A 24,447-nucleotide genomic window follows, 5' to 3' on the forward strand; every position below is an offset into this window, starting at 1 on the left:
TATATGAACAATCAGGTCAAGTCCGCTGCTCGGGTTCTCGACGTTCTGGAACTGCTGTCCAGCCGGAACGAGCCGATGCGCCTGAACGATCTGGCGCTGGCGCTCGGATTTCCGAAGAGCAGCACCTACGGGCTTCTGAGCACGCTGGTGGCGCGCGGCTATGTGTCCAAGGACAGCGGCGACCGATACGCAATCGTGGAGGAGTTCCGCCGCGGCTTCGGCTGGGTCGGCGGCTTCGAGGCCCTGCTCCGCTCCGTGGCCGCCCCCATCGTGGAGGAGATCCGCGACAGGCTGGACGAGACCGTGTTCGTCTGCGTGCGCACGGAAAAGCAGAATGCCCGGCTGGTGTGCAAGGCCGTCAGCCGGCAGCCGATCCGCTACGACGCCTCCGACCAGAACTCCCTGCCCGGTTACGGGACGGTGATGGGCCGCGTCCTGCTGGCCCATCAGCCGCCGGAGGTGATCGACGCCTATTTCGCGCGGACCGAGCTCTTGCCCTTCAACGAGAAGACGGTGACCGACGAGGCCGGCATCCGCGCCGAGCTGGAGCGCATCCGCGAGGACGGGTACGGGACCATCGTCGACCAGTACGCCGCCGGCGGCGCCGGCATCGCCGCGCCGATCCGCAGGGACGACGGCCGGGTCATGGCGGTGCTCGACATCGCCACGGTCACCTCCCGCTACGAGGCGCGCAAGGGGGAGATGCTGGCGGCCGTGCTGGACGGCGCGGCACGCATCAGCGCCCGGCTGGGCTACCGGCCGGGCACGGAGGCGGACAGGCCCGCAGGCAAGGCCTCAGGCCGGAAAACGAGAGGAGACGCTTGAGATGGGGTATCGCGTGGGCGTGGATATCGGTGGCACCTTCGCCGATTTCTGTGCTGTCGACGAGGAGGCGGGCGGCATCGCCACCGTGAAGGTCCTCACCACGCCCGACCGGCCGGGCCAGGAAGTCATTGACGGGCTGAAGGCGCTTGAGACGCGCTTCGGCATCGCGCCCTCCGAGATCAGCTATTTCACCCACGGCACCACCGTCGGCATCAACGCGATCATCATGCGCAAGGGCATCCGCCTGGCGCTGTTCACGACCGAGCATTTCTGCGACGTGCTGGAGCTGGCGCGCCTGAAGATGCCCGACCCCTACAATCTTCTGTCGGCGCGCCCCGAGCCGCTGGTCGCCCGCGACCTCGTCTTCGGCGTGCGCGAGCGCATCCTCGCCGACGGCAGCATCGACACCCCGCTCGACGCCCGCAGCCTGCGCGATGCGGTCGATGCCGCAAGACGCCGGGGCGCGGAGGGGATCGTCGTCTCCTTCCTGCATGCCTATCGCAACTCCGCGCACGAGGCGGAGGCGAAGGCGCTGATCGGGGAGATCGCGCCGGACCTGCATGTCTATTGCTCCCACGAGATCCGCCCGATCATCCGGGAGTACGAGCGCTCCTCCACCGCCGTGATCCACGGCTATGTGCAACCGCGCGTGTCGCAGTATCTCGGCGCCCTGCAGAGCGCGCTCGGCGGCATCGGCGTCGATCCCGAACCGATGATCACCAAGTCCAATGGCGGGATCATGTCGGTGGAGGTCGGCAAGACCGCCTGCGTGGAGATGCTTCTGTCCGGCACCGCGGCCGGCGTCATGGGGGCGGCCTTCGTGGCCCGCGAGGCGGGCGAGGACAAGGTTTTGAGCCTCGATATCGGCGGCACCTCCGCCGATGTGGCGATCATCGTCGACGGCCAGCCGGGCTACGGCATGAACGAGACGGTCGGCGATTTCCCGATCTATGTTCCCACCGTCTCGGTGACGTCCATCGGCGAAGGCGGCGGCTCCATCGCGCGGATGGACAGCGCCGGCATCCTCCGGGTCGGGCCGGAAAGCGCGGGGTCCGTCCCCGGACCGGCAGCCTATGGACGGGGCGGAACGCAGGCCACCATCACCGACGCCTTCGTCGCCCTCGGCCTCCTCGATATCCCGTCGCTGGGCTACGGCATGGTCGAGGTCGACAGGGCCAGGGCGGTCGCGGCGATCGAGCCCCTTGCCGCGCAGCTTGGCTCGACGGTCGGGGAAACGGCGGAAGGCATCGTCGGCATCGCCGTCTCCGGCATGTTCCGCGAAGTGTCGAAGCTGTGCTCGCGACGCGGCATCGACATTCACGATTTCAGCCTTCTCGCCTTTGGCGGCGGCGGCCCCATGCTCGCCTGCCTGCTGGCCCGCGACCTGGGCATGAAGCGGGTTATCGTCCCGCCCTCTCCCGGGGTCCTGTCCGCGCTGGGCGGCCTGACGGCGGATGTGCGCAACGACTTTACCGAGACCGCCTATTACGACCTCGCGCCGGCCAATGTCTCGCGCATGCGCGAGACCATCGCCCGGCTGAGCGACCGCGCGCGCCGCTGGATGGTCGAGGAGCAGCGCTTCGGCGGCACGCCGGCCTATTTCGCCTCCGGCGAGATGCGCTATCGCGGCCAGAGTTTCGAGATCGAGGTGGCGATCGACTCCGACGCGCTGGCCGCAGGCGATCTCGAGCGGATCGCCACGGCCTTCCACGCCGAGCACCGCCGCCTCTACGGGCATGCCGACCCCGACGCGCCGATCCAGATCATCGCCATCAACCTCGTCGTGACCGGCCAGTCGGCCAAGCCCACCCTTCCCCGCCATGCGCTGGAGCCGCGCATGGTGGCTCCGGACAAGACGATCATGGCCCGGCTGGATGGCAGGCAGCGCGAGATCGCGCTGTTCCACCGCCGCGACCTCACGCCGGGCGCGGCGTTCTCCAGCCCCTGCGTCATCGCGCAGGACGACACGACCACAATTGTCCCGGACGGCTTCCACGGAACGGTCGACGCCTGCGGGAACCTGATCCTGACGCTCTCGGAGGTCTCTGGTGCGCACTGATCCCGTCACGTTGAAGGTGCTGGAAAACCATGCCCAGGCAGTTGCCGAAAGCATGGCCTACACGCTGTTCCGCACGGCCCATTCGACCTTCGTGAAGGAAACGGAGGATTTCACCACCGGGCTGGTCACCCCGTCGGGCATGACCTTCGCCAGCCCGCGCGATCTCGGCGCGACGTGGTTCATCGGGCTCGACTATGCCGGCGCCCTGTCCATGATCGACGACTACGAGGAGGGCGACATCTGCGTCACGAACGATCCCTATTCGGGCTTCGTGTGCACCCATACGCCCGACATGCATATCTGGAAGCCGATCTTCTGGGAGGGCGAGCTCGTCGCCTTCGCCGTCGGCCACATCCACAACACCGACATGGGCGGCGCGGTGCCGGCCTCCCTGTCGCGCGCCAATAGCGAGGTCCATCAGGAAGGAGTGCGCTTCCGGCCGACCAAGCTGGTGAGCCGTGGCGTCCTGAACCGGCAGCTCGTCGACACGATCATGCTGAATGTGCGCATGCCCGAGCAGAACCGCGGGGATCTCAACGCGCAGATCGCGGCGGTGAACACCGGCGAGGCGAAGATGCACGAGATGATCCGCAAATTCGGCGTCGATGTCGTGAAGAACGGGATCGAGGATCTGCTCGATGTCGGCGAGGCCCGGGCCCGCGCGGTGATCGCGGACCTCCCCGACGGCGATTTCCGTTTCGTCGACTATCTCGACGAGGACGGCCCTGACGGTGTGCCCGTACGCCTGGATCTGACCCTCAGGATCCGCGGCGACGCGATCGTGATGGATTTCACCGGGTCCGACCCGCAGCTCAAATCGGCGCTCAACATGCCGACCGGCGGCAATCCGCGCCATATCCTCCTGATGGTCGGCTACAATTACTGCCTCTACACGCTCGACCCGTCCATTCCGCTCAATGGCGGCATCCTGCGCGCGGCGACCTGCATCGTGCCGGAGGGCACGGTGCTGAACCCGCACTATCCGGCCGCCGTGGGCATGCGCTCGCTCACCTGCGGGCGGTTGCAGGGCGTCACGATGGGCGCCTTCCATGCCGCCGCGCCGGACCGGTTGCCGGTCGGCGCCGCGGGCGGTGGCGGCATCGTCAATGTCCGCACCTTCGATGCGCGCTCCGGCAAGCTCTCCATGGCCTCGATCGATCCGGTGACCGGCGGGGCGGGCGGCTCCGCGCTGGGCGACGGCACGGACGGCTCCGGCGCGAACAGCTCCTTCCTGAAGAACACGCCGGTCGAGATCAACGAGACCGAGGTGCCGATCAAATTCCGCCGCTACAGTCTCGTTCCCGATTCCGGCGGTCCGGGACTGGCGCGCGGCGGCATGGCCACCGAGCTCGAGGTGGAGGTCTTCACCCCGGACACCATCGTCACCGCCCGCAATCGCGACCGCTCCGTCTTCGCCGCCTGGGGAGGCAACGGGGGACGGCCCGGCGCGACATCCCGCTTCACGCGGATCACGCCGGCCGGAGAGGCGATCGATCTCGGCAATACCGACGTCGTGCCCCTCGGTCCCGGCGATATCTTCAACCTCACCTCGGGCGGCGGCGCGGGCTGGGGCGATCCCTTCGAGCGTCCGGTGGAGCGCGTCGTCCGCGACGTGCTGCGCGGCAGCGTCACGCCGTCTGCGGCGGAAACCGAATACGGCGTCGTCGTGGATGCGGACGGACAGGTGGACGAGGCGGCGACCGCCACCCTGCGCACGGGCCACACCGCGCCCGAGCCCGCCACTTTCAGTTACAACGACCGCCGGATCGCGTTCGAGACGGTCTGGACGGACGAGAACTACGCGGCCCTGACCGCAGCGCTCGCCGCCATGCCGGTCCATTGGCGCCACTACGTCAAGCGCAGCGTCTTCGAACACGTCGCCGCCATGCCCGCGACGGAGCGGCGCGGCGACGGCAGCGAGGTCCTGGCGGCCATCGATGCGGTGAAGCGGCGCGTGCCCGGACTGGCCAGAAGCCTCGACCTCGCGGAGGCGGCGGAATGATCGGCTTCGACTTCTCCGGCCGAACGGTGCTGGTCACCGGCGCCGCCCGGGGCATCGGCGCCGGGATCGTCGCGGAATTCCACGCCGCCGGCGCGCAGGTCGTGGCCGCCGACATCCTCGGCGAGGAGCTGGCGGCCCTGGCCGGACGATACCCCGACCGCCTGACGGCCGAGACGATCGATCTCGGCGACGGCGCTGCCGTCACGGACCGGTTCGGCCGTCTTGCGCCCGATGTGGCGGTCTGTGCGGCCGGCGGGGTACGCGGCCAGGCGCCCAAGCCGCTGGAGGAGGTCACCGACGCGGAGTGGATGGCCATCTATGACGGCAATGTCAGGTCCGCGCTGAACGTGATGCGTGCCGTCATTCCCGCCATGAAGGCGCGCGGCTCGGGCCGGATCGTCACCATTTCCTCCGGTGCGGGGCTGAAACCCAGCCTGACCGGCATCCAGGCCTATTGCTCCGCCAAACACGGCCTCGTCGGGCTTACCCGGCAGATGGCGCTCGAGCTCGGCCCCCACGGGATCACGGTGAACTCGGTCGCGCCGGGCTTTCTGCGCACCAGTCCCGACTACGAACGCCAATGGGCCGGCTATGGCGAGGAGGGCCAGCAGCGGATGCTGGAGGGTATCGCGATGCGCCGGCTCGGCGAGCCTGCCGACATCGCCGCCGCCGTCGCCTTTCTCGCCTGCGACCGGGCCGGATTCATCACCGGGCAGGTCCTGTCCGTGTCGGGAACCCCGTCGCCTTGAGGAGATCGCACGATGTCTGACGAGCAACAGCCCTGGGAGTGGCCCGAGGAGATCTGGCGCGGCAAGGTGAACCGCGTCCGCGCCGGGCGCAGCCTGAAGCCCGCGACCTGGCCCGGCGGCGCCCGCTGCGCCGTGGCCCTGTCCTTCGATGTGGACCACGAGACCAACGAGCTGCGCGACGGCGGCCAGTCCATCGGCGCGATGAGCCGGGGCCAGTACGGCAACCGCCAGGGCGTCCCCCGGATCATGGAGATCCTCCGCCGTCATGACGTGAAGGCCAGCTTCTACGTCCCGGCTGTGGTCGCCCTCCTCTACCCGGACGAAACGCGCATGTTCGCCGATGAGGGGCACGAGGTCGGGATCCATGGCTGGATCCACGAGCGCAACTCCATTCTGCCGCCAGACGCCGAACGCGAGCTGCAGATGCGCTCCGCGGACACGCTGGAGACGATCGCCGGGGTTCGGCCGGTCGGGATCCGGACGCCGTCCTGGGACTTCTCCCCCGCAACCCTGGAGATCACGCGCGACATGGGGCTGCTCTATGACAGCTCGCTGATGGCGGATGTGGATTGCCACGAGCTCCTGCTCGACGGCGGGAACACGGGCGTCGTCGAACTGCCGGTCGAATGGATCCGCGACGACGCGGTCTATTTCAACATGAACCGCTTTTCCGCCCTGCGGCCCTATACGCCGCCGGAGGCCGTCTTCGACATCTTCCTGCGGGAGTTCGAGGCCGCCCACGCCGAGGGTGGGCTCTTCCAGCTGACCATGCATCCGCATGTCACCGGCTACCGCTCGCGCATCTGGATCCTCGAGCGGTTGATCGAACGCATCGAGGACACGGGCGATGCCTGGTTCGCCACCCATGCTCAGGTCGTCGCCTGGGCACGGGACAACGCAGCCTGACCGACGCGGCACCCGCCGCCCCGCCGCTCCGGCCCGACCGGCGCGGCCAACAACAAAACCGGGACAACTCGAAGACAGAGGAGAGGGATAGACATGAACAAGACCATATTGGCGCTGGCCGCCGCGCTGGCGCTCGCACTCCCGACAATGGGCATGGCGCAGGAGCGCTACGTCCATGCCAACAACTCCGCCTACGACACGCTCGATCCCCATACGGTGCGCGACGTCGCCCGCGTGGCGTCTCGGCTGAACTTCTATGACGGACTCTATCGCTGGGTGGACAATCCGCCGGAGCTGATCCCGTGGCTGGCCAAGAGCCACGAGGTCAGCGAGGACGGCCTGACCTGGACCTTCCATCTGCGCGACGACGTCACCTTCCACGACGGCACGCCGATGACGGCCGCCGACGTGGTCTATTCGCTCGAGCGGATGCTGGCGCTGAAGAAGGGCGCGGGCTCGCTCTTCCTGCCGATGATCGACCCGGGCAACGCAAAGGCGATCGACGATCACACCGTGGCCTTCACGCTGAAGGAGCCGTCGGCGATCTTCGCCTCCCTGGTGCCCGACATCCTTGTCGTCAATTCCAAGACGGTGAAGGAGCACGAGGTCGACGACGACTGGGGCCAGAACTACCTGATCGACCATGTCGCCGGGTCCGGATCCTACATGCTCAAGCGCTACGACCCTGCGCGCGGGTTCATCGGCGAGCGGTTCGCCGACCATTTCGCGGGCTGGGGCGAGAAATACTACGACGAGATCGAGTTCCGCACGGTGCTGGAGACGAACACCCGCATCCAGGGCCTGATGCGCGGCGACTACCAGGGCCTCGACGGCTATCTCGCACCCGATCAGGTGGAGCGCCTGAAAGGCGACGAGGACGTGCAGATCATCGAGGAGGAATCGATGCGCGTCTTCCATATCGCGATGCATAACGGCCGCGCACCGCTGGACGACAAGAACTTCCGCATGGCGATGGTCCACGCCTTCGACTATGACGGCTACATCAACGAGATCATGCAGGGTACGGTCGCCCGCAATCCCACCATCGTTCCGGGCAATCTGTGGGGCGCGCCGGACGTGCCGGGCTATGAGTTCGACCTGGAGAAGGCGAAGGAGTATCTCGACGCCTACAAGGCCGAGCACGGAGACGAGATCCGCACGATCAAGATCGGCACGCTGGCGGGCTTCTCCGAAACCGAGCAGGCCGCGGCGCTGATGCAGAACGGGCTGGCGCAGCTCGGCATCGATGTCGAGATCGAGAGTTCGCCCTGGCCGGTGATCTCCTCCAACATGCAGAATCCCGAGACCATGCCGGACATGGTGCCCTACTGGAAGAGCACCTATTACGTCGATCCCAACAACTGGGTGGGCGAGCTGTACGGTTCGCGCTATGCGCCGACACGAAACGTCTCCGATTACCACAATGCCTATGTGGACGAGCGGCTCGAGAAGGCGCTGGTCGTCACCGACCGGGACGAACGCGCAATGCTCTACGAGGATGCCACCAAGAGGGTCTACGAGGATGCCGCGGGCATCTGGATCTACAACACCAAATGGTACGGCCCCTACGCCAGGAGCGTGAGTAACGTCCGCTTCTGCCCGGTCGGCAACGGCCAGGACATGCGCTGGGCCTATCCCGCCGACTGATCCTCCGCCAACTCCGCAGCGCCCCGCACGATTTTCGCTCGGGGCGCTGCGCGCCGGCTCCGGTAGATTGGAGGCTTGCCGCATGCGCAGACTGGAAATCGTCCTGTCCCGCCTCGTCTGGTTCGTCCCGACGCTGTTCGGCCTCGTCTTCGTGGTCTTCTTCATCTCGAACGTGGTCCCGACCGATCCCGCGCGGATCATCGCGGGCGAGAACGCAACCGAGGCGCAGGTCCAGGCGCTGCGCGAGGATCTCGGCCTCGACCAGCCCCTGCCCGTTCAGTTCGCCCGCTATGTCGGCGATCTGGCGACCGGCGATCTGGGCCGCTCGCTCTATACGCAACGCGCGATCTCCGAAGACCTGCTCAACCGCCTGCCGGCCACGCTGGAGCTCACCATCGCCGCCATGCTCATCGCCATCGGTCTCGGCGTGCCGCTCGGCGTGATATCGGCCGTCAGACGCAACTCCATGATCGATCAGATATTACGGGTGCTCTCCGTATCCGGTCTCGCCGTGGCCAGTTTCTGGCTCGCCATGGAGCTGCAGATGTTCTTCTCGACAAGGCTCGGCTGGACGCCGCTGAACGGCCGGATCGCCGGCTGGGGACCGGACGAGATCACCGGCTTCTACGTCGTCGACTCCATTCTGACCGGCGACTGGGCCTCGCTCGGGGACACGCTGCATCACCTGCTGCTGCCCGCGATCACGCTGGCCCTGCCGGCCGCCGCCACGCTGGTGCGCTTTACCCGTGCGGGCGTGCTGGAGGTCATCAACTCGAACTTCGTGCTCTATGAACGGGCCATGGGTCTTCCGGCATCGCTGATCGTCTGGAAATACGTGCTGCGCAACGCGCTGATCTCGACCGTCACCCAGATCGGCCTGATCTTCGGCGCGCTCTTCGCCGGCGCCGTCGTGGTCGAGGCGGTCTTCGACTGGCCGGGGCTTGGCACCTATGCCGTCCAGTCCATCCTGCAATCGGACACCAAGGCGATCCTGGGCTTCTCGATCGTCGTCGGCGTCGTGTTCATCGGCGTGAACCTCCTCGTCGACATCGTCCACACCTTCATCGACCCGAGGACCCTGAAATGATTGCCCTGAGCCGCCTCCTATCGGACCGGGCCGCCATCCTCGGCGCAACCATCATCCTGGGCCTGATCCTGGTCGCGATCCTCGCTCCCCTGCTTGCCCCCTATCCCGAGGACGTGACCGCCTTCCACCTCAGCGACCGTCTGCAGCCGCCGAGCGCGGAACATTTCTTCGGAACCGACCGGATGGGCAGCGACGTCTTCAGCCGCATCCTGTTCGGCGCGCGCACCACGATCACCATCGCGCTCATCGCCGTCGGCGTCTCGGTCGCCATCGGCGTGCCGATCGGCCTGCTCGCGGGCTACTATGGCGGCTTCCCCGGCGGCGTCCTCATGCGCACTTCCGACGTGTTCCTCGCCGTCCCGCAGATCGTGCTGGCCATCGCCATCGCACAGACGCTCGGGCCGTCGGTGGAGAATGTGATCCTCGCCCTGTCGCTCACCTACTGGCCCTTCTGGGCCCGGCTGGTCTATGCCGAGACCCGCTCGCTCAAGGCCCAGACCTTCATCGAGGCCGCACAGGCGCTCGGCGCGTCGGACTGGCGGGTCATGGTGCTGCACATCCTGCCCAACACGGCATCGGCGATCATCGTGCGCACCTCCATCGGCATGGGCGCGACGATCCTGACCGCCGCCGCGCTCGGCTTTCTCGGCCTCGGCGCGCCGCCGCCGACGCCGGAATGGGGACGCACCATCTCCGAAGCGCGCGAGTTCCTGCCCGAGGCCTGGTGGTATGCGGCCGCGCCCGGCCTCGCGATCTTTCTCGTGGTCATGGGCTTCAATCTCCTCGGCGACGGGCTGCGCGATATCCTCGATCCCAAGCTGCGAAAGGGAAGCAGATGAGCGGTGCACTCCTCACGGTCGAGAATCTGAGCCTCGGCTTCCGGGGGATGCCGGCTTCGCCCACATACTGAGCGGCACCAATCTGAGCATGCGGCGCGGCGAGATCATGGGGCTCGTCGGCGAATCCGGCTGCGGCAAGACCACCCTTGCCAGCGCGATCCTGGGCGTCCTGCCGCAATCGGCGCTGGAGATCCAGGGCGGCACCATCGTTTTCGACGGCCTCGACATGCTGTCGGCCGACCGGACGGAGGAACAGCAGGCCGTCCGCGGACGCCGGGTCACCTTCATCCCGCAGGATCCGTTCACCTCGCTCAATCCGGTCTTCACGATCGGCCATCAGATCGAGGAGCTGATGAAGTGGAAATCGCCGCTGCGCCAGGCCGGGCCCGGCCGGATGCCTGCTCTGATGACCGGATATCCCCGCGCCCGCCGCAAGGCGGACCGGGCGAGGATCCTCGAAACCCTGACGGCCGTGCAGCTGCCGAGGCCCGAGCAGTTGCTCAAGAAATATCCCCACGAGGTCTCCGGCGGCCAGCGCCAGCGCCTGATGATCGCCATGGCGCTGCTTCCCGAGCCCGATCTCATCATCGCCGACGAGCCGACAACCGCGCTGGACGTGACGATCCAGGCGCAGATCCTCGGCCTCTTGCGCCGGCTTGCCAATGAACGCGGCGCCGCGGTGATGCTGACCACCCACGATCTGGGCTCGGCCTACGAGATCTGCGACCGGATTACCGTGATGTATGCGGGCCAGGATGTGGAGACCGCGCCGGTGGACGAGTTCTTCAATGCCCCGTCCCATCCCTACACGGCGAAACTGCTGGCCAGCCGGCCCGAGGGCGATAGCGGGATGACCGGTATTCCCGGAGAGATTCCCAGCGTCCTCGCAGCGCCGCCGGGCTGCCGGTTCACACCCCGCTGCGACCGCGCCACGGCCGAATGCGCCAAGCGCCCATCGGCGGAGCCTGTGGGACCCGGCCATATGGTGCGCTGTTTCCATCCGTTGAACGCCGAAGCCGACGCAGATCGCGACGAGAGGGCCAGAGCATGAGCGCCACATCCCCGCAGACCGAGCCGATCCTCTCGGTGCGCGACCTGACCGTGCGCTTTCCCATCCGCGGTCCCTTCGGCCGCAACGAAGGCGAGATCAAGGCCCTGGACGAGGTGGCATTCGACCTTCGGGCCGGCGAGATCCTCGGGCTGGTGGGCGAGTCGGGCTGTGGAAAATCGACCCTCGGCAAGACGCTGATGGGCATTCAGCATCCCGATTCGGGATCCATCCTCCTTGAAGGCCGCGAGATCGCCGGGCGCTCCCCGCGCGAAGCGCGCGCCCTGCGCCGCCGCCTGCAATATGCCTATCAGGACCCCGGCGCCTCGCTCGATCCGCGCTGGAAGATCGGTTCCTCGCTGGAAGAGCCGCTGATCATCCACACCGCCCTCAACCGTCGGCAACGGCGCGAGAAGGTCGCGGAGATCCTGTCCTCGGTGGGTCTGCCCGCCGGCCACGCAAATCTCTTCCCGCACGAGATATCCGGCGGCCAGCAACGCCGGGTCGGCCTCGCCCGCATTCTGATGCTGAACCCGGAGATCGTCATTCTCGACGAGCCGACCGCCGGCCTCGACGTTTCGGTGCAGGCCACCGTCCTGCGGCTGTTCCGCGACCTGCGCGACACATTCGACCTGACCTATATCTTCATCAGCCACGATCTGTCGGTGGTCCGGCTGATGTGCCATCGGATTGCGGTGATGTATCTCGGACGGATCGTCGAGGCCGGGCCGGCCGACGCGATCATGGACACCCCCCGGCACCCCTACACCCAGTCGCTTCTTGCCGCGATCCCCAAGGTGAACGGTCCCCGGGTCACCGAGACCTTCTGGCTGGAGGGCGAACCTCCGGACGCCGCGCGACTGCCGCCGGGATGCCGGTTCCAGAGCCGCTGCCCGCATGTGAGGCCGATCTGCAGGCAGGAGGATCCGGCGGATCGTGTCATGGACGGCCGTACGGTCGCCTGCCATTTCGCCGGCGAGATCGCGCCGCCCGCGGCAAGGGAACGGACGAACGCATGAGCAAGGTCGCCATCGTGACGGGAGGCGGCCGCGGCATCGGCCGGGGCTGCGCCCATGAACTCGCCAGACAGGGTCTGGACATCGTGCTCGTCGACCTGATCGAGGAGGATCTCGCGCGGACCCGCACCGAGATCGAGGCCATGGGCCGGACCGGACGGATCGATGTGCTGGTCAACAATGCCGGCCGGTCCAACGACCGGGGCATTCTGGAAATCGACGAGGAGGCGTTCGACCGCACCATCGCGATCAACCTCAAGGGCGCGTTCAACTGGACGCACGCCGTGGCCCCCCACATGATGGAGCGCCAGACGGGGCGGATCGTCATGATGTCGTCGCTGAACGCCTATTCCGGCGGCGTGACGAGCGCGGTCAGCAAGTTCTCCTACACCGCCGCCAAGGCCGGGCTTCTGGGCATGACGCGGGCGCTCGCCAAGGAGCTCGCGCCCCATGTGCTGGTCAATGCGGTCTGTCCGGGCGTGATCGAGACCGAACGCGGCAACGCCATGATCCACGCCCGCAAGGACGAACTGGTGGCCGGCATCGCGCTGGGCCGCACCGGCACACCCGCCGACGTCGCCCAGGCGGTGGCCTTTCTCGCATTGTCCGAACCCTGCTTCGTGACCGGCCAGGACATCGTCGTCGACGGCATGCAATGGATCGCCTGACCCGGATCGGCGGGGCGGCCCGGCCCTGGGTGCCGCTCGTGGTCTTGGTTACCCTGGTCCAGGCGGTGCTCGCGCTGATGAGCCGGACCCTGCCGATCTTCGGAATGCCGCTGACGGAAACCGGCGGCATGCCCCCGGAGGCGGTCGGCCAGCTCTCCTCCGCGACCAGCTTCGGCAGCATGGTCTTCTTTCTCTGGGGCCCCGCCCTCCTTGCCGGGGTCCAGCCGCTGCGCCAGCTCCAGCTCGGCTGTGCGACGGCGGCGCTCGCGATGCTCGCCTGCGCGGCGGGGCGATGGGAGGGGATGCTGCTCGCCGCCTTCCTGATCGGCTTCGGCTACGGACCGTCCGCACCGGCGGGCAGCGATCTCCTGATGCGGATCGTGCCCAGGGGACGGCGCGCAACCATATTCTCCATAAAGCAGGCCGGCGTCCCTCTGGGCGGGCTGGCCGCGGGCCTTCTGCTGCCCGCCGTCGCCGCCCGCTTCGGCGGGGTCACGGCCGCATTGGCAACCGCCTCCGGCCTGGCAATGGCGACAGCCTTCGCACTCGGCTTCTGGAGCGGCACGGCGGAGTCCACCGCGTCCGCGCGCGGCGCGAAACCGCTTCACGACCTGGTTCTGGCGCCGGTCCGGCTGCTGGCGCTGGTGCTGTCCTCGCCGCGGCTGCGCCTCGTGACCGCGGCCGGTTTCGCACTGGGTATCGCGCAGGGCATCGTGATGGGGTTCTATCCGGTCTTCCTGAGCGACCATGCCGGCTGGTCCGTGGCCGCCGCGGGCGCCGCCTTCGCCCTGCTTCAAGGCATCGGCGTCCCGGGACGGATCGTCATGGGCTGGCTCAGTGACCGCATGGGCGAGCCGGTCCGTGCGATGGCCGGCCTCTGCTTCGCATCCGGCCTCACCATGATCCTCCTGACCACTATCGGCCCGGACAGTTCCGCCGCCCATGTCGGCCTGCTGTCGGCGCTCGCGGGCCTCACCGTGGTCTCCTGGAACGGCGTGTTCCTGACGGGCCTGGCCGAGGCCGCCCCCGAAGGCCGGGTCGGCGAGATCACGGCCGCCGGAACCTTCGTCCTCTTCAGCGGCTACGTGGTCTGCCCCCTGATCATCCAGGCGGTGTTCACCGCGACCGAGGGGTACACGACCGGTCTTCTGATCTCCGGGGCCACCCCGCTGCTGGCCGGCCTGGCCCTGATTGCCGGCCATGTCCGCCACGCCTCGAAACCGCCGGCCTAGACCGCTTTCAGGACAGGTGGGCACCGCTTTTGCGGCTGGAAAACGCGGCAGTCAAAGGACATGCGCCCTAGGCTGGCCGGCCTTCCATGAGCCGGAGCGGCTCGTAGATCATGACCGTCTGGCCGTGCTGGTTGCGGACGGTGTTGCGTGTGCGCACGAGCCCGCGGGAGCCCTTGCTTTCCTTGCGGACCTCCAACACCTCGATCTCCACGTCGAGCGTGTCCCCGGCGACAGTCGGGCCCTTGATGTCCATCGTGGTCCCGAGGAAGGCCAGGCCGGTTTCCTGGGCGGTGGCGTTCAGGGCCAGCCCCTCCGCCACGGCGAACACCAGGGCACCCGGCGCGGGCTCCCCCTTGATCGCCGACGCCGTGCGCCGGTATTCCGCATTGGTGAAGAGAACCTCCACCATGCCGGCCAGACCGACGAAATTGCCGATGTCGGACGAAGTCACCGTCCGCCCGTAGGTCAGATACCGGGCGCCCGGCACCATGTCCTGCCAGTAGAAGCCGCGCCCCAGGCGCTCCGGCGCGCTCATTCCGGCACCGCCGGCGCGGGCCGTGCCCGCATGAGGGCCGCGCGCGTGCAGGAGGCCACGAGCACGCCGTCCTGGTTGAAGGCGCGATGCTCGAACTCGACGATCCCCTGCCCGGGCCGCGATTTCGACGGCCGCGCCGAGACCACCTCCGTCTCCACCCCGAGCGTATCGCCGTGAAAGACCGGATGGGGGAACGACACCTCGCGCATCCCCAGATTGCCGAGGGTCGTGCCGAGCGTCGTCTCGTGAACGGAGATGCCGATCATCATGCCAAGCGTCAGGAGCGAGTTGACCAGGGGCTGTTTCCACTCCGTCGCCCCGGCGAAATGCCGGTCGATATGCAGGGGCTGCGGGTTCATGGTCTGCACGGAAAAGCCCACATTGTCGGCCTCCGTGACCGTGCGCGTGATGGCATGGCGGATCACCATGCCGGGCTCGAACTCCTCCAGCCACAATCCGGCCATTCAGCTGTCCTCCCGTGTTCCCGTGCCGGCCGCGCGGACGATGCCGCTGGCGATGAAGCCCTCCGCCTCCTCCTCCCCGAAGCCGAGCTCGGCGAGCAGCGCGCGGGCATCTCCTCCCAGCTCTGGCGGCGGCGCGTCGGGCGCCTCGCCGGCGCCCCGGACGACGACGGGCTGGGGCACCGACCGCGCCCGCGTGGGCAGACCGTCCGTCGGGCGGAAGAAGCCGACGGCCTGCAGATGCTCGTCGGCGAGAAGGTCCTGCAGCGAATTCACGCGCGAATGGGGCACGTCGATCCGCTCGAAGGTCGCGATCCACTCCTCCGTGGTCCGTTCCGGCATGTGCCCGGAGAGGATCTCGTACATGTCGCCGACATGGCGCGAGCGTTCGGTGGCATCCTGGAACCAGGGTTCCCCGGCGACATCGGCGCGACCGATCTCCTCCAGGACGCGCCGCCAGTGCGCCTCGGTGTAGGGCAGGACGGCGATCCAGCCATCGGCGCTGCGGAACGGCCTGCGATGGCGGTTGAGGAGACGCTGATAGCCCGGCCGGGCCGCCTCGTCGAAACTCGCGGCGGCGAGATGCTCCGTCATGACGAAGGACGTCATCGCCTCGAACATCGGCACCTCGATCTCCACGCCCCTGCCGGACTTCTCGCGTCCGTAAAGAGCCGCCGAGATCGCCTGGGCGGCATAGATGGCGGTGATCTTGTCGGCGATCACACCCGGCACATAGGCCGGGTCCGCGCCCGTATAGGTCGGCAGCCAGGCGATGCCGGAGGCGGCCTGGATCACGTCGTCATAGGCCGGCCTCGCGGCATAGGGCCCCTCGCTGCCGAACCCGATGGCCGAACAGTAGATCAGGCGCGGATTGAGCGCGCGCAACGCCTCCGGCCCGAGCCCGAGGCGCTCTATCGCCTGCAGGCGCATATTGTGCAGGAAGACATCCGCCTCCGCGACGAGGCGGCGCACGATGTCGCGCCCCTCCTGCGTCTTCAGGTCTATGGCGATGCTCTTCTTGTTGCGGTTGCTGTTGGCGAACATGGAGCTCTCGCCCGCCGGCGAGCGCGGATCGACATAGCGAGCGAGGTCTCCGGCAGGGGCTTCCACCTTGACGACGTCGGCGCCGAAATCGGCGAGCATCTGCCCGGCCATCGGACCGAGCACGATCGTGGTCATCTCCACGACCCGGACCCCTTTCAATAGATCGAGCACGTAAGACCTCCGGATATGAGGGCGGAGGCGGCGCCGCTGGCCGCCCCCCGCCCGGGACTTCAGATGCCCTGTTCGCGCAGCTTCCGCACTTCGGCGCGGAAATCGGAGAGGATCTCGCTGCCCTTCTTGCCGCGGGAATCGAGCGCGGACGCCCAGTCCTTGGCGACGGTGGCGAAGGCGTCGTCGAGCTTTGCCTTGTCCTCCTCGCTCAGCGCGAAGACGTCGGCACCGCCATCGGCGAGCGTCTCCGCCAGCTCGCCCTCGGCCGTGTCGAAGGCGGAGCAGGCGCTTTCCGTCACCTCGCGCCCGACGCGGGTCAGCACCTCCTGGATGTCCTCCGGCAGGCTGTCCCACTTGGTCTGCGAGATCGCGTAGGTGATGCCGACCGTCCCGAAATTCGCGTTGCTGGTGGCCGACCCGACGATCTGGTCGAGGCCGTAGGAATAGGTCGAGGTGAAGGGCAGCAGCGCGCCGTCGATCGTCCCCTTGGTCATCGCGTCGAAGATCTCCGGCGGGGTCATGCGCACGGGCGCGGCGCCGACGGCCTGCAGGGAGAGCTCCATCGCGCCCGGATTGGAGCGCATCTTCTTGCCCGCGAAATCGGCGAGCGACGCAACGCCGGCCCGTTTGGAGAAGATCGCCTGATAGGGGGACAGGGCGACGTTATAGAGAACGCGGACCCCGTTGGGCTTGAACTCCAGCTCGTCCAGCTTGCCGCCGGGCCGCACGAGCTCGGCGAAGGCGAGCGAGCCCTCGCAGGACGAGGCGATCTCGCCCGGCAGCTCGACCACGCCGCCGAGCGGCATCTTCTCGGAGACATAGGACGGCACGATATAGCCGATATCGGCGATGCCGGCCTGCGTGATCGAGAGAATGTCCTTCGCCTTGGCGAGCTGCTGGGCGGGATAGTGCTCGAACGCGACGCGGTCGCCCAGCTCCTCCTTGACGCGCTCCATGAAGACTTCGGTCGTGTTGCGGGTGATGATGTGCGCGGCGGGCAGGCTGTCGGCGATCTTGAGCGTCACCTCCTGGGCCGTGGCGGTCCCGGTCGTCGCGGCCGTCGCGGCCAGCGCGGCGGCCAAAGCGAAAGATGTCAGTCCTGTCTTCATCGTTTCCTCCTCGAAGATTTTCGGGTCTTGTCAGCACTCCACGCGCGCGCCCTCTCCATAGGGCGGCGCGTAGCAGATCAGGACGCGAACGGGCCCGTCCCCGATCGCGGTGAAGGTGTGCGGCATGTCGGCGGGGAAGAAGCAGCACTCCCCGGCCCCGATCTCGCGGGCGAGACTGCCGATCTCCACCCGCGCCCGGCCCTCCAGCATCCAGCAGAACTGGTCGATGCCGGGGTGGAGATGCGCCGAGGCTCCCTCGCCCGGCTCGATCCGGCCGATCAGGACCTCCATCTGGGTCGCCCCGGTCTCCGGCGAGACGAGCCTGCGGTTGACCGTGCCGCTGTGGCCGCGCGGCGAATAGGGCTCGGCGTCGGCCTCGCGCATGAAGAATTTCTCGGGATCGATATGGGCAGCCTTGGCGGCATGGTCGGTCATGGGTTTCCTCCTCGGGATCAGTCGATCGTGCCGGGCAGCCACAGGACGAGCCCGGGCAGCGCGACCAGCAGGGCGAGCACGACGAGATGGGCGACGACATGCGGGGCGACGCCCCGGAAGACCTCCGCCAGCGGCCGCTCGGCATAGCGCGTGACCACGAAGATGTTCATGCCGAGCGGCGGCGTGATCATCCCGACCTCCGCCGCGACGACGACGAGGACCCCGAACCACACCTCGTCGAAGCCGAGGCCGGTGATCGCGGGAACCATGATCGGGACCGTCAGGATCAGGATGGCGAGCTGGTCCATGAAACAGCCGAGCAGCAGGTAGAACACGATGATCCCGGCCATGATCACGTATGGCGACACGTCGAGCCCCGTGATCCAGCCGACGAAGGCCGGCGTGATCTGGCCAAGCGTCAGCACATAGCCGAAGACATGCGCGCCGATGATGATCAGGAAGATCATGCAGGTCGCGCGGACCGCACGCGCGAGCGCGCCCCACAGGCTCCTCAAGGTCAGGGTGCGGAAGGCGGCGGCGATCAGGAAGGCACCGAACGCGCCGAGCCCCGCCGCCTCGGTGGGCGTGGCGATGCCGAGATAGATCGATCCGGTGACGCACATCAGGAGAAGCAGCATCGGGCCGATCTCCTTCAGCGCGCGCAGCTTGTCGCGCATCGGCCACGCCCTGGCGACGGGCGCGATCTCCGGGTTCCGCCCGATGAGCACGTAGATCGTCGCAATGATCGCGAGCGTGACGAGGATGCCCGGAATGACGCCGCCGATCAGCAGGTGCGCGATATTGGCCTCCACGATGATGCCGTAGAGGACGAGTGCGATGGAGGGCGGGATCAGCATGGCGAGCGTGCCGGAGACGGCGACCACGCCCGCGGAGAACTTCGCCTCGTATCCGGCCCGCCGCATCGCCGGGATCGACGTCGACGACAGGGCGGCGGCCGCCGCGGTCGACGAGCCGGAGATGGCGCCGAAGCCCGCGCCAGCCAGTGCCGTGGCCACCGCGAGCCCGCCGGGAAGCCGCCCCACCCACACCGTGATTGCGCGGAACATCCGGTCGGCAATGCCGCTGACGATGACGAACTCGGCCATCAGGATGAACAGGGGAACGGCGATCAGCTCATAGCTGTTCGTCGTCGACAGGGGCGTGGTGGACAGAACGGACAGCGCGCTGTTGAAACCCACGATGGCCATGAGCCCGGCAAGGCCGGTGAAGGTCAGCGCGAATCCGACCGGGACGCCCAGCAGCAGAAGGGCGAGCAGGCCGGCGACGACGGCAAGCGAGATCATACCGTGAGCTCCTCGTCCGCCTCTGTCGCGGGCTGCTTGCCGGTGACCACAGCGATGGCCGCCTCCACCGCCCTCGCGGCGCAGACGAGGATCATCGAGACCGATCCGACAGGCACGAGCGCGTAGCTCGCCCAAGCCGGCCAGGGAATGATGCTCGCGATCATCTCGTCATTGGCGAAGCTCTGCCAGGCGCGCTCCCAGGAGACCCAGAACAGCAATCCGAAGATCCACAGGCCGATCAGCGCGGAGACGAGCTGCGACAGCGACTGCAGCCGGGCGGGCATGGACACCATGAGAATGTCGACCGCCAGATGCTCGTTGCGCCAGTAGGTCGGGCCGAAGCCGAAGAAGAACACCGCCGGGGTGAGATAGAGCACCACGAGATCGTGGGCGAAGAAGATGGGCGTGCCCGCGCCGTAGCGCAGGGCCACGTCGGCCACGACCAGCAGGGTCAGGGCGGCGAGCGCGACGACCGAGACGCCGGTGAACGCGCCGTCCACGATGGACATCGTCCGGGCGATCATGCCGCCGACCAGCCATCGTCGACCTGCGCCCGGATCGCGCGGATCGTGTCGGCAAGGACTTCGGCGATCTCCTCGTGGCGCCCCTGCATCCGGTAGTTGGGCCCGGCGACCGACAGGCCGAGCTGCTGGCCCGCGACCTCGAGCAGCATGCCGATGCCGGAGACCTCCGGGGTGTATTCCGTGGCGTTGAGGAACCAGCCGCGCGCGCGCCCGTCCCGGATATTCCGCATCAGGGCGTCGATATCCGTGATCGAGGTCCTGGCCGCGCCGGAGAAGTCGATCCTCTTCAGTTCGCGCTCCAGCACATCGTCGGGGAGCGCGGCGAGGATCGCCTTGCCCGACGAGATGGCATAGACGGGCCGCGTCTCGCCGGGGCGGGCGGAATAGCGCACGCCCTTCGGGGATTCGAGCGTGTCGAGATAGATGACGTTGTCGCCGTCGCGCGCGGCGAGCAGCACCGTCTCCCCGGTCCTGTCCCTGAGCTCGCCCATATGATCGCGGACGAGGCCGAGCACCGGATCGCCGTCGAGAATGGACCGGCTGACATCGTACATCCGCCGGGTGGGGTAGAAGCCGCCGCGCCGGCGGACCTCGAAGAGATAGCCGCGGTGCCTGAGCGTCGCCACGAGATTGCTCGTGCTCGACAGGGGCAGGTCCAGCGTCTCGGAAAGCTGGGTGAGCGTCGCGGGCTTCCGGGCCTGCGCGAAATACTCGAAAAACCGCAGAACGTTATCCGCCTGGCGGACCGTCATCGGCATCCTCCCTGCCGCCTTGCGTCCGGCGCCCGCATCTGCGGGTCGCCCCGGATCGCGATGGCGTCCTTATTCTTCACATATGTGAAGTTTTATTCCTGTATATGGATTAAACAGATCGGACGGCCCGCGTCAAGCGATCTCCGGGCGGGGCTGTGTCTCGAGTTCGGGTGGCCGCGCAAGCGGGCCCCCACGAGCGGCGTCAGAAACATGGATCCCCGCTTCCGCGGGGATGGCGAAGGGAAAGACTTCAGCGTTCCGGGCGGGAGTGGGGCGCCGGGGTACGCGGCTGTCCGGCCTCGGTGTGCCGGCGCCGGACGGTGCGCACGACGAGCCATATGACGATGACCGCCAGCGGCACCGACGCCCCCGTGACGAGGTCGGCGTCCACAGGCAGCCCCGCACGATGGGCGGATTTCGACAGATAGCCGATCAGGCCGACCGTATAGTAGGAGATGGCGGCGACGGAGAGCCCCTCCACCGTCTGCTGCAGGCGAAGCTGGAGCCGGGCCCGACGGTCCATGGAGTTCAGCAGGCTCGCATTCTGGCGCTGCAGCTCGACATCGATCCAGCTGCGCAGAAGCGCCGTGGCGCGGGCGAGCTTGCGGGAGAGATTGGCCTGACGCTCCTCGACCGACTGGCAGGTCCGCATGGCGGGCGCCAGCCGGCGCTCCAGGAACAGCCCCATGGTCTCGTGGCCCGGCACGGCGACCTCGGCGAGCGAGGCGATCCGTTCCCTCACAATGTCGTAATAGGCCCGGCTCGCCCCGAAACGGTAGAGCGACAGCGCCGCATTGGCCTCCAGCTCGGCGGCCAGGCGCGTGATCTCGGCGAGCATGTCGTCGGCCTCTTCGCGGGCCCAGCGCTTCATTCTCTGCGTGATCGCCGTCAGCCGGTCCTCGATCGCCCGGATCTCCGGGGAGAGCGACTGGGCGAGCGGCAGGCCGAGGACCGCGAGCGTCCTGTAGGTCTCGATATCCAGGAGGCGCTGGACGAGTGCGCCGCGGCTGGCATCCGTCAGGCCGCGATCGATCACCAGGAACCGGGTCAGCCCGTCCCCGTCCTGCCGGAAGTCGGTGAAGATGTCGGCCTGCCCGTTGCCCGTCCTGCTGTGGCACAGACTCGTCCGGTCGAGATCGGAAACCGCGTCCTCCTCGTCCGAGAGCGCGGGGCGGATCTCGATCCGGATCGCGGAGATCAGCGGGCCCGGCGGACGGAACCCGTCGCCGAAGGGGTGCTGGTCGACCTCCGCGCCGAACCGGGCCGGCGCCGGCGCATCCCAGAAATAGGTCGAGAACTCGGTATGCCGCTCCCAGCGAAGCGTCCCCTGCCCCCAGGCGAGCGCATGATGGCTCGTCTGCTCGTCGGGCGGGGACACGCCGCGCGACCGGGACAGGTCGGCCATGATCTGCCGGTCGCGCTCGGGATCGTTCTCCGTCAGGAAGGCGAGCTGAAAGATGATCCGCGAGGACGGAACGAGAACATAGGGCCGCGCATGGACCTCCCCGAGCGCGCGGGCGCGTTCCTCGGCGACGGGGAAGGCAAAGGCTCGCTGTTCCATGTAGGCGCCCCTCGCAGGCGGCACGGCCCCGGACTGTCCCCGCGATCCTAGCAGACGCGGGCACGTTCCTCTAACCGTCCCGGAGCGCCCCGCATCCCGGGACGGCCGTTCGTGCCGTCCTGCCCTATCTGCCGAGGAACCTGAACGGTTTGGCCGGCACGAACTTGTCCGTGGCGTCGCCCGAATAGATCCGGCTCTGGTCCGGGCCGAGATCGAGCTTCATCACCTGACCCGACTCCTCGGAGAAATCGACCGACTTGAGATCGACCCAGAAGGTGTTGGGCGTCAGCGCGGACTCGAAGAAGTAGAGCTTGCGCGCCTGGTCGGACACGGTGCGCCAGCGCGTGGACGAGATGTTCGGCTCGTCCGGCGTTGAGATGCCATAGGGCACCGAGACGTTGCGGATGATGGAGAAGACGCCGGCCACGGCAAGGTTCGGCTTGTCGAATTTCGGGATCGCGTTCACGTAGAAGGAGGCGCGCGCGAAGCGGTCGGCGGCGCGGTTCGTGCCCGGCAGGAAGACAGTGCCGCCGATCTGCTGCCAGTAGTCGTCGAGGGCGAGCTGGCGCTCGAAGACGGGCGAATTGGTCATCACCTGGTAGGACCGGCTGTGGTGGATGACCTGCTTGCCGTCGATATACTCGACGATGGCGCTGTCGCCGCTGGCGTCCGACAGAGACAAGTGCAGCGTGGCGAGCCTGTCCTCGCCCGGCACGGCGTCGGTGACGATGGTGAACGGGTTTTTCTCAAGCGCCGCCACCGCTTCGGAGACCGTGGCGAAATTGTCGAGCACATACTGCGCCCAGGCCGCGATGGTCAGGCCGGGGCTCTCGCCCTTATAGGCGGGATACTCCGACTCCGCGAGCCACAGCACATTGGCCACGAGCCCGGCCTCGTTCATGCCGTCGGTGGTCGAGATATCGTAGCCCGACGCGATGACGCTGCCGTATTTCGAGGTCCAGCGGATCGAGTTCGGCCCCGCCTCGCCGCTGCGCTCCATGCCGCGCGGGAAGATCCACAGATTGGTGGCGACATCCGTCCTCCAGTCCATCGACCGCGCCGTCAGCACGGTTTCGCCGGCGCCCAGATAGACGAACCGGGTGCAGGCGGCAGAGATCGTCGGCGCCAGCGCCGTGACGAGGGCAAGACCGGCGGCCAGCGCCGGGGCGGCGACGCGGCGGGAGAGTGCGCAACGGGGCATGATGGGTGTGGACCTTTCCTCTCGGATGAACGCTGAGACCACTATGGACGAATACATCTGACATTCACAATACGCGCGGCGACGGCCGGACCCGGCGGCGGGATTGCCCCTTGCCCGATCGGCTCCGCGAAATGTCAGTTGCCGGTCATGAGAACGGTCGCGTCCCCCGCCATCCCGTCGATCCGGTCGAGCGGAACGACCTTCGGCTCCTTGAGCGCGGAGAGCCTGTTCAGGTCGAAGACGGAGAAGTTCATGGCCTTGTAGGTGCGCAGGAAGAACAGCCCGCGGTCGAGATCGGAGAGATTCGTCCAGGAGGTGAACTCGGTCGCATAGGGTTCCGCCCCGCCCTGGTCGAGGCCCGCAACCTCCAGATGGCCGCCGCCGTCCTGGGGATAGTCGATCGTGATCCCGCGCGGACGGTCGAAATTGTTCATGACATGGGCGAGGGTCTGCACCGCCTCGTCGGCGGTCTCCGCGCGTTCGGTGAACTGTGCATAGTAGGCCGCCCGCACGAAGCGCCCGACGGAGGTGCTGGACGATGGCAGGCCCGCCGTCGCGATGCCGGAATCGGGCTGGGCGGCGGCATAGCGGCCGAAGGTGGCACTCGACCGGTCGACATTGGTCAGGAACGTGTAGTTGTCGAGATTGGTCAGGTGCCAGCCGAACTCCGGACCGTTGGTCATGACGCCGACGGGGTTGTCGTGGACGCTCATCTCGCCCCGATTGAACTCGATGACGAGCGAGGCGCCGGAGGCGTCGTGCACCACATAGTGGAACGGCGATTCCACGCCGCCGAGAATGGCGAGCGCCTCCAGGAGGACGGGCTGGCCGGCCAGCGCCTCCCTGAGCTCCGCCACGGTCTCGAATTGCGCGAGAGCCCAGCTTCCCAGATCGGAGGCCGACAGGACCGCGCGGGTCATGGCGACCGATTGCTGCGTGCCGCCCGCGGCCGGGTAGGAGAGCAGGCTGAAGGTCAGCCCCCGCGCATTGAGCCCCTCCAGCACCTTCAGATCGCCGAGGCCGAGCGGCGCCTCCGCGGAGGGCTTGCGGTCGGGCATGGTGACCGCCAGGACCGCGTGCCGGGCCTCGTATTCGAGCGCGGGATGGCCCTCGACCGCCGACGAGAAGGGCGTGCCCTCGGGGAAGTAGACGACCTGATAGGGCAGATCGACCGTCAGTTCCAGCGTGCGGCCGAAATAGACCTTGCCGGCGGCGTCGGTGTAGCTGAGGGAGGTGCACATGTCGGCGGTTCCTGTTGTTGCCGTGAATTGG

Annotated in this window: 23 protein-coding genes; 12 read left to right on the forward strand and 11 right to left on the reverse strand. The window is 67.8% G+C overall.

The genetic code is table 11. The features are described 5' to 3' along the window. Positions 1-3: 3 nt before the first annotated feature. From HW532_RS09960 to HW532_RS10015, 12 genes are all read left to right on the forward strand, one after another. Positions 4-825, forward strand: a complete 822-nt coding sequence (locus tag HW532_RS09960; protein ID WP_213164220.1) for an IclR family transcriptional regulator — start codon at positions 4-6, stop codon at positions 823-825. A 1-nt stretch (position 826) separates the two neighbouring features. Then, a complete protein-coding gene (locus tag HW532_RS09965) occupies positions 827-2,884 on the forward strand; it encodes a hydantoinase/oxoprolinase family protein (RefSeq protein WP_213164221.1) in 2,058 nt (685 codons plus the stop codon). Beyond that, complete coding sequence (locus HW532_RS09970; RefSeq protein WP_246479835.1) at positions 2,874-4,886, forward strand: hydantoinase B/oxoprolinase family protein; 2,013 nt, start codon at positions 2,874-2,876, stop codon at positions 4,884-4,886. Before HW532_RS09965 ends, HW532_RS09970 begins: the two co-directional genes overlap by 11 nt. Further along, entirely contained in the window at positions 4,883-5,635 is a 753-nt protein-coding gene (locus tag HW532_RS09975; protein ID WP_246479836.1) for an SDR family NAD(P)-dependent oxidoreductase, read from the forward strand. The genes HW532_RS09970 and HW532_RS09975 overlap by 4 nt, the downstream gene beginning before the upstream one ends. A 12-nt stretch (positions 5,636-5,647) precedes the next feature. Continuing rightward, entirely contained in the window at positions 5,648-6,541 is an 894-nt protein-coding gene (locus tag HW532_RS09980; RefSeq protein ID WP_213164222.1) for a polysaccharide deacetylase family protein, read from the forward strand. A 93-nt stretch (positions 6,542-6,634) separates the two neighbouring features. Then, entirely contained in the window at positions 6,635-8,188 is a 1,554-nt protein-coding gene (locus HW532_RS09985) for an ABC transporter substrate-binding protein (protein ID WP_213164223.1), read from the forward strand. An 82-nt stretch (positions 8,189-8,270) separates the two neighbouring features. Next, entirely contained in the window at positions 8,271-9,275 is a 1,005-nt protein-coding gene (locus tag HW532_RS09990) for an ABC transporter permease (protein ID WP_213164224.1), read from the forward strand. Further along, positions 9,272-10,114, forward strand: coding sequence for an ABC transporter permease (locus HW532_RS09995; protein ID WP_213164225.1), 843 nt, complete (start codon positions 9,272-9,274; stop codon positions 10,112-10,114). The genes HW532_RS09990 and HW532_RS09995 overlap by 4 nt, the downstream gene beginning before the upstream one ends. Positions 10,115-10,202: 88 nt before the next feature. Beyond that, positions 10,203-11,165, forward strand: a complete 963-nt coding sequence (locus HW532_RS10000) for an ABC transporter ATP-binding protein (protein ID WP_213164226.1) — start codon at positions 10,203-10,205, stop codon at positions 11,163-11,165. Further along, positions 11,162-12,181 carry an ABC transporter ATP-binding protein gene (locus HW532_RS10005; RefSeq protein WP_213164227.1) on the forward strand — a complete coding sequence of 340 codons (1,020 nt, stop codon included), beginning with the start codon at positions 11,162-11,164 and terminating at the stop codon, positions 12,179-12,181. Before HW532_RS10000 ends, HW532_RS10005 begins: the two co-directional genes overlap by 4 nt. Then, positions 12,178-12,846, forward strand: coding sequence for an SDR family NAD(P)-dependent oxidoreductase (locus HW532_RS10010; RefSeq protein WP_213164228.1), 669 nt, complete (start codon positions 12,178-12,180; stop codon positions 12,844-12,846). The genes HW532_RS10005 and HW532_RS10010 overlap by 4 nt, the downstream gene beginning before the upstream one ends. Next, the gene (locus HW532_RS10015; protein WP_213164229.1) at positions 12,834-14,078 is read left to right on the forward strand and encodes an MFS transporter; all 1,245 of its coding nucleotides are present in this window, start codon (positions 12,834-12,836) and stop codon (positions 14,076-14,078) included. The genes HW532_RS10010 and HW532_RS10015 overlap by 13 nt, the downstream gene beginning before the upstream one ends. A 67-nt stretch (positions 14,079-14,145) precedes the next feature. Here HW532_RS10015 and HW532_RS10020 read toward each other — a convergent pair whose 3' ends face one another. The 11 genes from HW532_RS10020 to HW532_RS10070 all read right to left on the reverse strand — a co-directional run bounded on the left by HW532_RS10020 (position 14,146) and on the right by HW532_RS10070 (position 24,416). Further along, positions 14,146-14,613: a MaoC family dehydratase gene (locus HW532_RS10020; RefSeq protein ID WP_213164230.1), complete on the reverse strand. Its 468-nt coding sequence runs from the start codon at positions 14,611-14,613 to the stop codon at positions 14,146-14,148. Further along, the gene (locus HW532_RS10025) at positions 14,610-15,077 is read right to left on the reverse strand and encodes a MaoC family dehydratase (protein WP_213164231.1); all 468 of its coding nucleotides are present in this window, start codon (positions 15,075-15,077) and stop codon (positions 14,610-14,612) included. Before HW532_RS10025 ends, HW532_RS10020 begins: the two co-directional genes overlap by 4 nt. Beyond that, positions 15,078-16,289 (reverse strand): CaiB/BaiF CoA transferase family protein, encoded by a 1,212-nt coding sequence (locus HW532_RS10030; RefSeq protein WP_213164232.1) that lies wholly within the window; start codon positions 16,287-16,289, stop codon positions 15,078-15,080. Between the two features lie 59 nt (positions 16,290-16,348). Then, complete coding sequence (locus HW532_RS10035; protein ID WP_213164233.1) at positions 16,349-17,398, reverse strand: TRAP transporter substrate-binding protein; 1,050 nt, start codon at positions 17,396-17,398, stop codon at positions 16,349-16,351. Between the two features lie 30 nt (positions 17,399-17,428). Then, a complete protein-coding gene (locus HW532_RS10040) occupies positions 17,429-17,833 on the reverse strand; it encodes a cupin domain-containing protein (RefSeq protein WP_213164234.1) in 405 nt (134 codons plus the stop codon). 17 nt (positions 17,834-17,850) lie between these two features. Further along, on the reverse strand, positions 17,851-19,137 hold the full coding sequence (locus tag HW532_RS10045; RefSeq protein ID WP_213164235.1) for a TRAP transporter large permease: 1,287 nt from the start codon (positions 19,135-19,137) through the stop codon (positions 17,851-17,853). Further along, positions 19,134-19,661, reverse strand: coding sequence for a TRAP transporter small permease (locus tag HW532_RS10050; protein ID WP_213164236.1), 528 nt, complete (start codon positions 19,659-19,661; stop codon positions 19,134-19,136). The genes HW532_RS10045 and HW532_RS10050 overlap by 4 nt, the downstream gene beginning before the upstream one ends. Next, positions 19,658-20,413, reverse strand: a complete 756-nt coding sequence (locus HW532_RS10055) for an IclR family transcriptional regulator (RefSeq protein WP_213164237.1) — start codon at positions 20,411-20,413, stop codon at positions 19,658-19,660. The genes HW532_RS10050 and HW532_RS10055 overlap by 4 nt, the downstream gene beginning before the upstream one ends. 250 nt (positions 20,414-20,663) lie before the next feature. Continuing rightward, on the reverse strand, positions 20,664-21,974 hold the full coding sequence (locus HW532_RS10060; protein WP_213164238.1) for a DUF3422 family protein: 1,311 nt from the start codon (positions 21,972-21,974) through the stop codon (positions 20,664-20,666). A 124-nt stretch (positions 21,975-22,098) separates the two neighbouring features. Further along, the gene (locus HW532_RS10065) at positions 22,099-23,175 is read right to left on the reverse strand and encodes a linear amide C-N hydrolase (protein ID WP_213164239.1); all 1,077 of its coding nucleotides are present in this window, start codon (positions 23,173-23,175) and stop codon (positions 22,099-22,101) included. A gap of 134 nt (positions 23,176-23,309) precedes the next feature. Next, positions 23,310-24,416 (reverse strand): linear amide C-N hydrolase, encoded by a 1,107-nt coding sequence (locus tag HW532_RS10070; RefSeq protein WP_213164240.1) that lies wholly within the window; start codon positions 24,414-24,416, stop codon positions 23,310-23,312. Positions 24,417-24,447: the final 31 nt, after the last annotated feature.

It is taken from the genome of Kaustia mangrovi (assembly GCF_015482775.1).
Classification (GTDB): domain Bacteria; phylum Pseudomonadota; class Alphaproteobacteria; order Rhizobiales; family Im1; genus Kaustia; species Kaustia mangrovi.

Excerpts from the sequence above, each read along its gene's own strand:
- HW532_RS09960 (WP_213164220.1), top strand. The coding sequence starts at position 4 with ATGAACAATCAGGTCAAGTCCGCTGCTCGGGTTCTCGACGTTCTGGAA.
- HW532_RS09965 (WP_213164221.1), top strand. The coding sequence starts at position 827 with ATGGGGTATCGCGTGGGCGTGGATATCGGTGGCACCTTCGCCGATTTC.
- HW532_RS09975 (WP_246479836.1), top strand. The coding sequence starts at position 4,883 with ATGATCGGCTTCGACTTCTCCGGCCGAACGGTGCTGGTCACCGGCGCC.
- HW532_RS09980 (WP_213164222.1), top strand. The coding sequence starts at position 5,648 with ATGTCTGACGAGCAACAGCCCTGGGAGTGGCCCGAGGAGATCTGGCGC.
- HW532_RS09985 (WP_213164223.1), top strand. The coding sequence starts at position 6,635 with ATGAACAAGACCATATTGGCGCTGGCCGCCGCGCTGGCGCTCGCACTC.
- HW532_RS09990 (WP_213164224.1), top strand. The coding sequence starts at position 8,271 with ATGCGCAGACTGGAAATCGTCCTGTCCCGCCTCGTCTGGTTCGTCCCG.
- HW532_RS09995 (WP_213164225.1), top strand. The coding sequence starts at position 9,272 with ATGATTGCCCTGAGCCGCCTCCTATCGGACCGGGCCGCCATCCTCGGC.
- HW532_RS10000 (WP_213164226.1), top strand. The coding sequence starts at position 10,203 with ATGCGGCGCGGCGAGATCATGGGGCTCGTCGGCGAATCCGGCTGCGGC.
- HW532_RS10005 (WP_213164227.1), top strand. The coding sequence starts at position 11,162 with ATGAGCGCCACATCCCCGCAGACCGAGCCGATCCTCTCGGTGCGCGAC.
- HW532_RS10010 (WP_213164228.1), top strand. The coding sequence starts at position 12,178 with ATGAGCAAGGTCGCCATCGTGACGGGAGGCGGCCGCGGCATCGGCCGG.
- HW532_RS10015 (WP_213164229.1), top strand. The coding sequence starts at position 12,834 with ATGGATCGCCTGACCCGGATCGGCGGGGCGGCCCGGCCCTGGGTGCCG.
- HW532_RS10020 (WP_213164230.1), bottom strand. The coding sequence starts at position 14,613 with ATGAGCGCGCCGGAGCGCCTGGGGCGCGGCTTCTACTGGCAGGACATG.
- HW532_RS10025 (WP_213164231.1), bottom strand. The coding sequence starts at position 15,077 with ATGGCCGGATTGTGGCTGGAGGAGTTCGAGCCCGGCATGGTGATCCGC.
- HW532_RS10035 (WP_213164233.1), bottom strand. The coding sequence starts at position 17,398 with ATGAAGACAGGACTGACATCTTTCGCTTTGGCCGCCGCGCTGGCCGCG.
- HW532_RS10040 (WP_213164234.1), bottom strand. The coding sequence starts at position 17,833 with ATGACCGACCATGCCGCCAAGGCTGCCCATATCGATCCCGAGAAATTC.
- HW532_RS10045 (WP_213164235.1), bottom strand. The coding sequence starts at position 19,137 with ATGATCTCGCTTGCCGTCGTCGCCGGCCTGCTCGCCCTTCTGCTGCTG.
- HW532_RS10050 (WP_213164236.1), bottom strand. The coding sequence starts at position 19,661 with ATGATCGCCCGGACGATGTCCATCGTGGACGGCGCGTTCACCGGCGTC.
- HW532_RS10055 (WP_213164237.1), bottom strand. The coding sequence starts at position 20,413 with ATGACGGTCCGCCAGGCGGATAACGTTCTGCGGTTTTTCGAGTATTTC.
- HW532_RS10060 (WP_213164238.1), bottom strand. The coding sequence starts at position 21,974 with ATGGAACAGCGAGCCTTTGCCTTCCCCGTCGCCGAGGAACGCGCCCGC.
- HW532_RS10065 (WP_213164239.1), bottom strand. The coding sequence starts at position 23,175 with ATGCCCCGTTGCGCACTCTCCCGCCGCGTCGCCGCCCCGGCGCTGGCC.
- HW532_RS10070 (WP_213164240.1), bottom strand. The coding sequence starts at position 24,416 with ATGTGCACCTCCCTCAGCTACACCGACGCCGCCGGCAAGGTCTATTTC.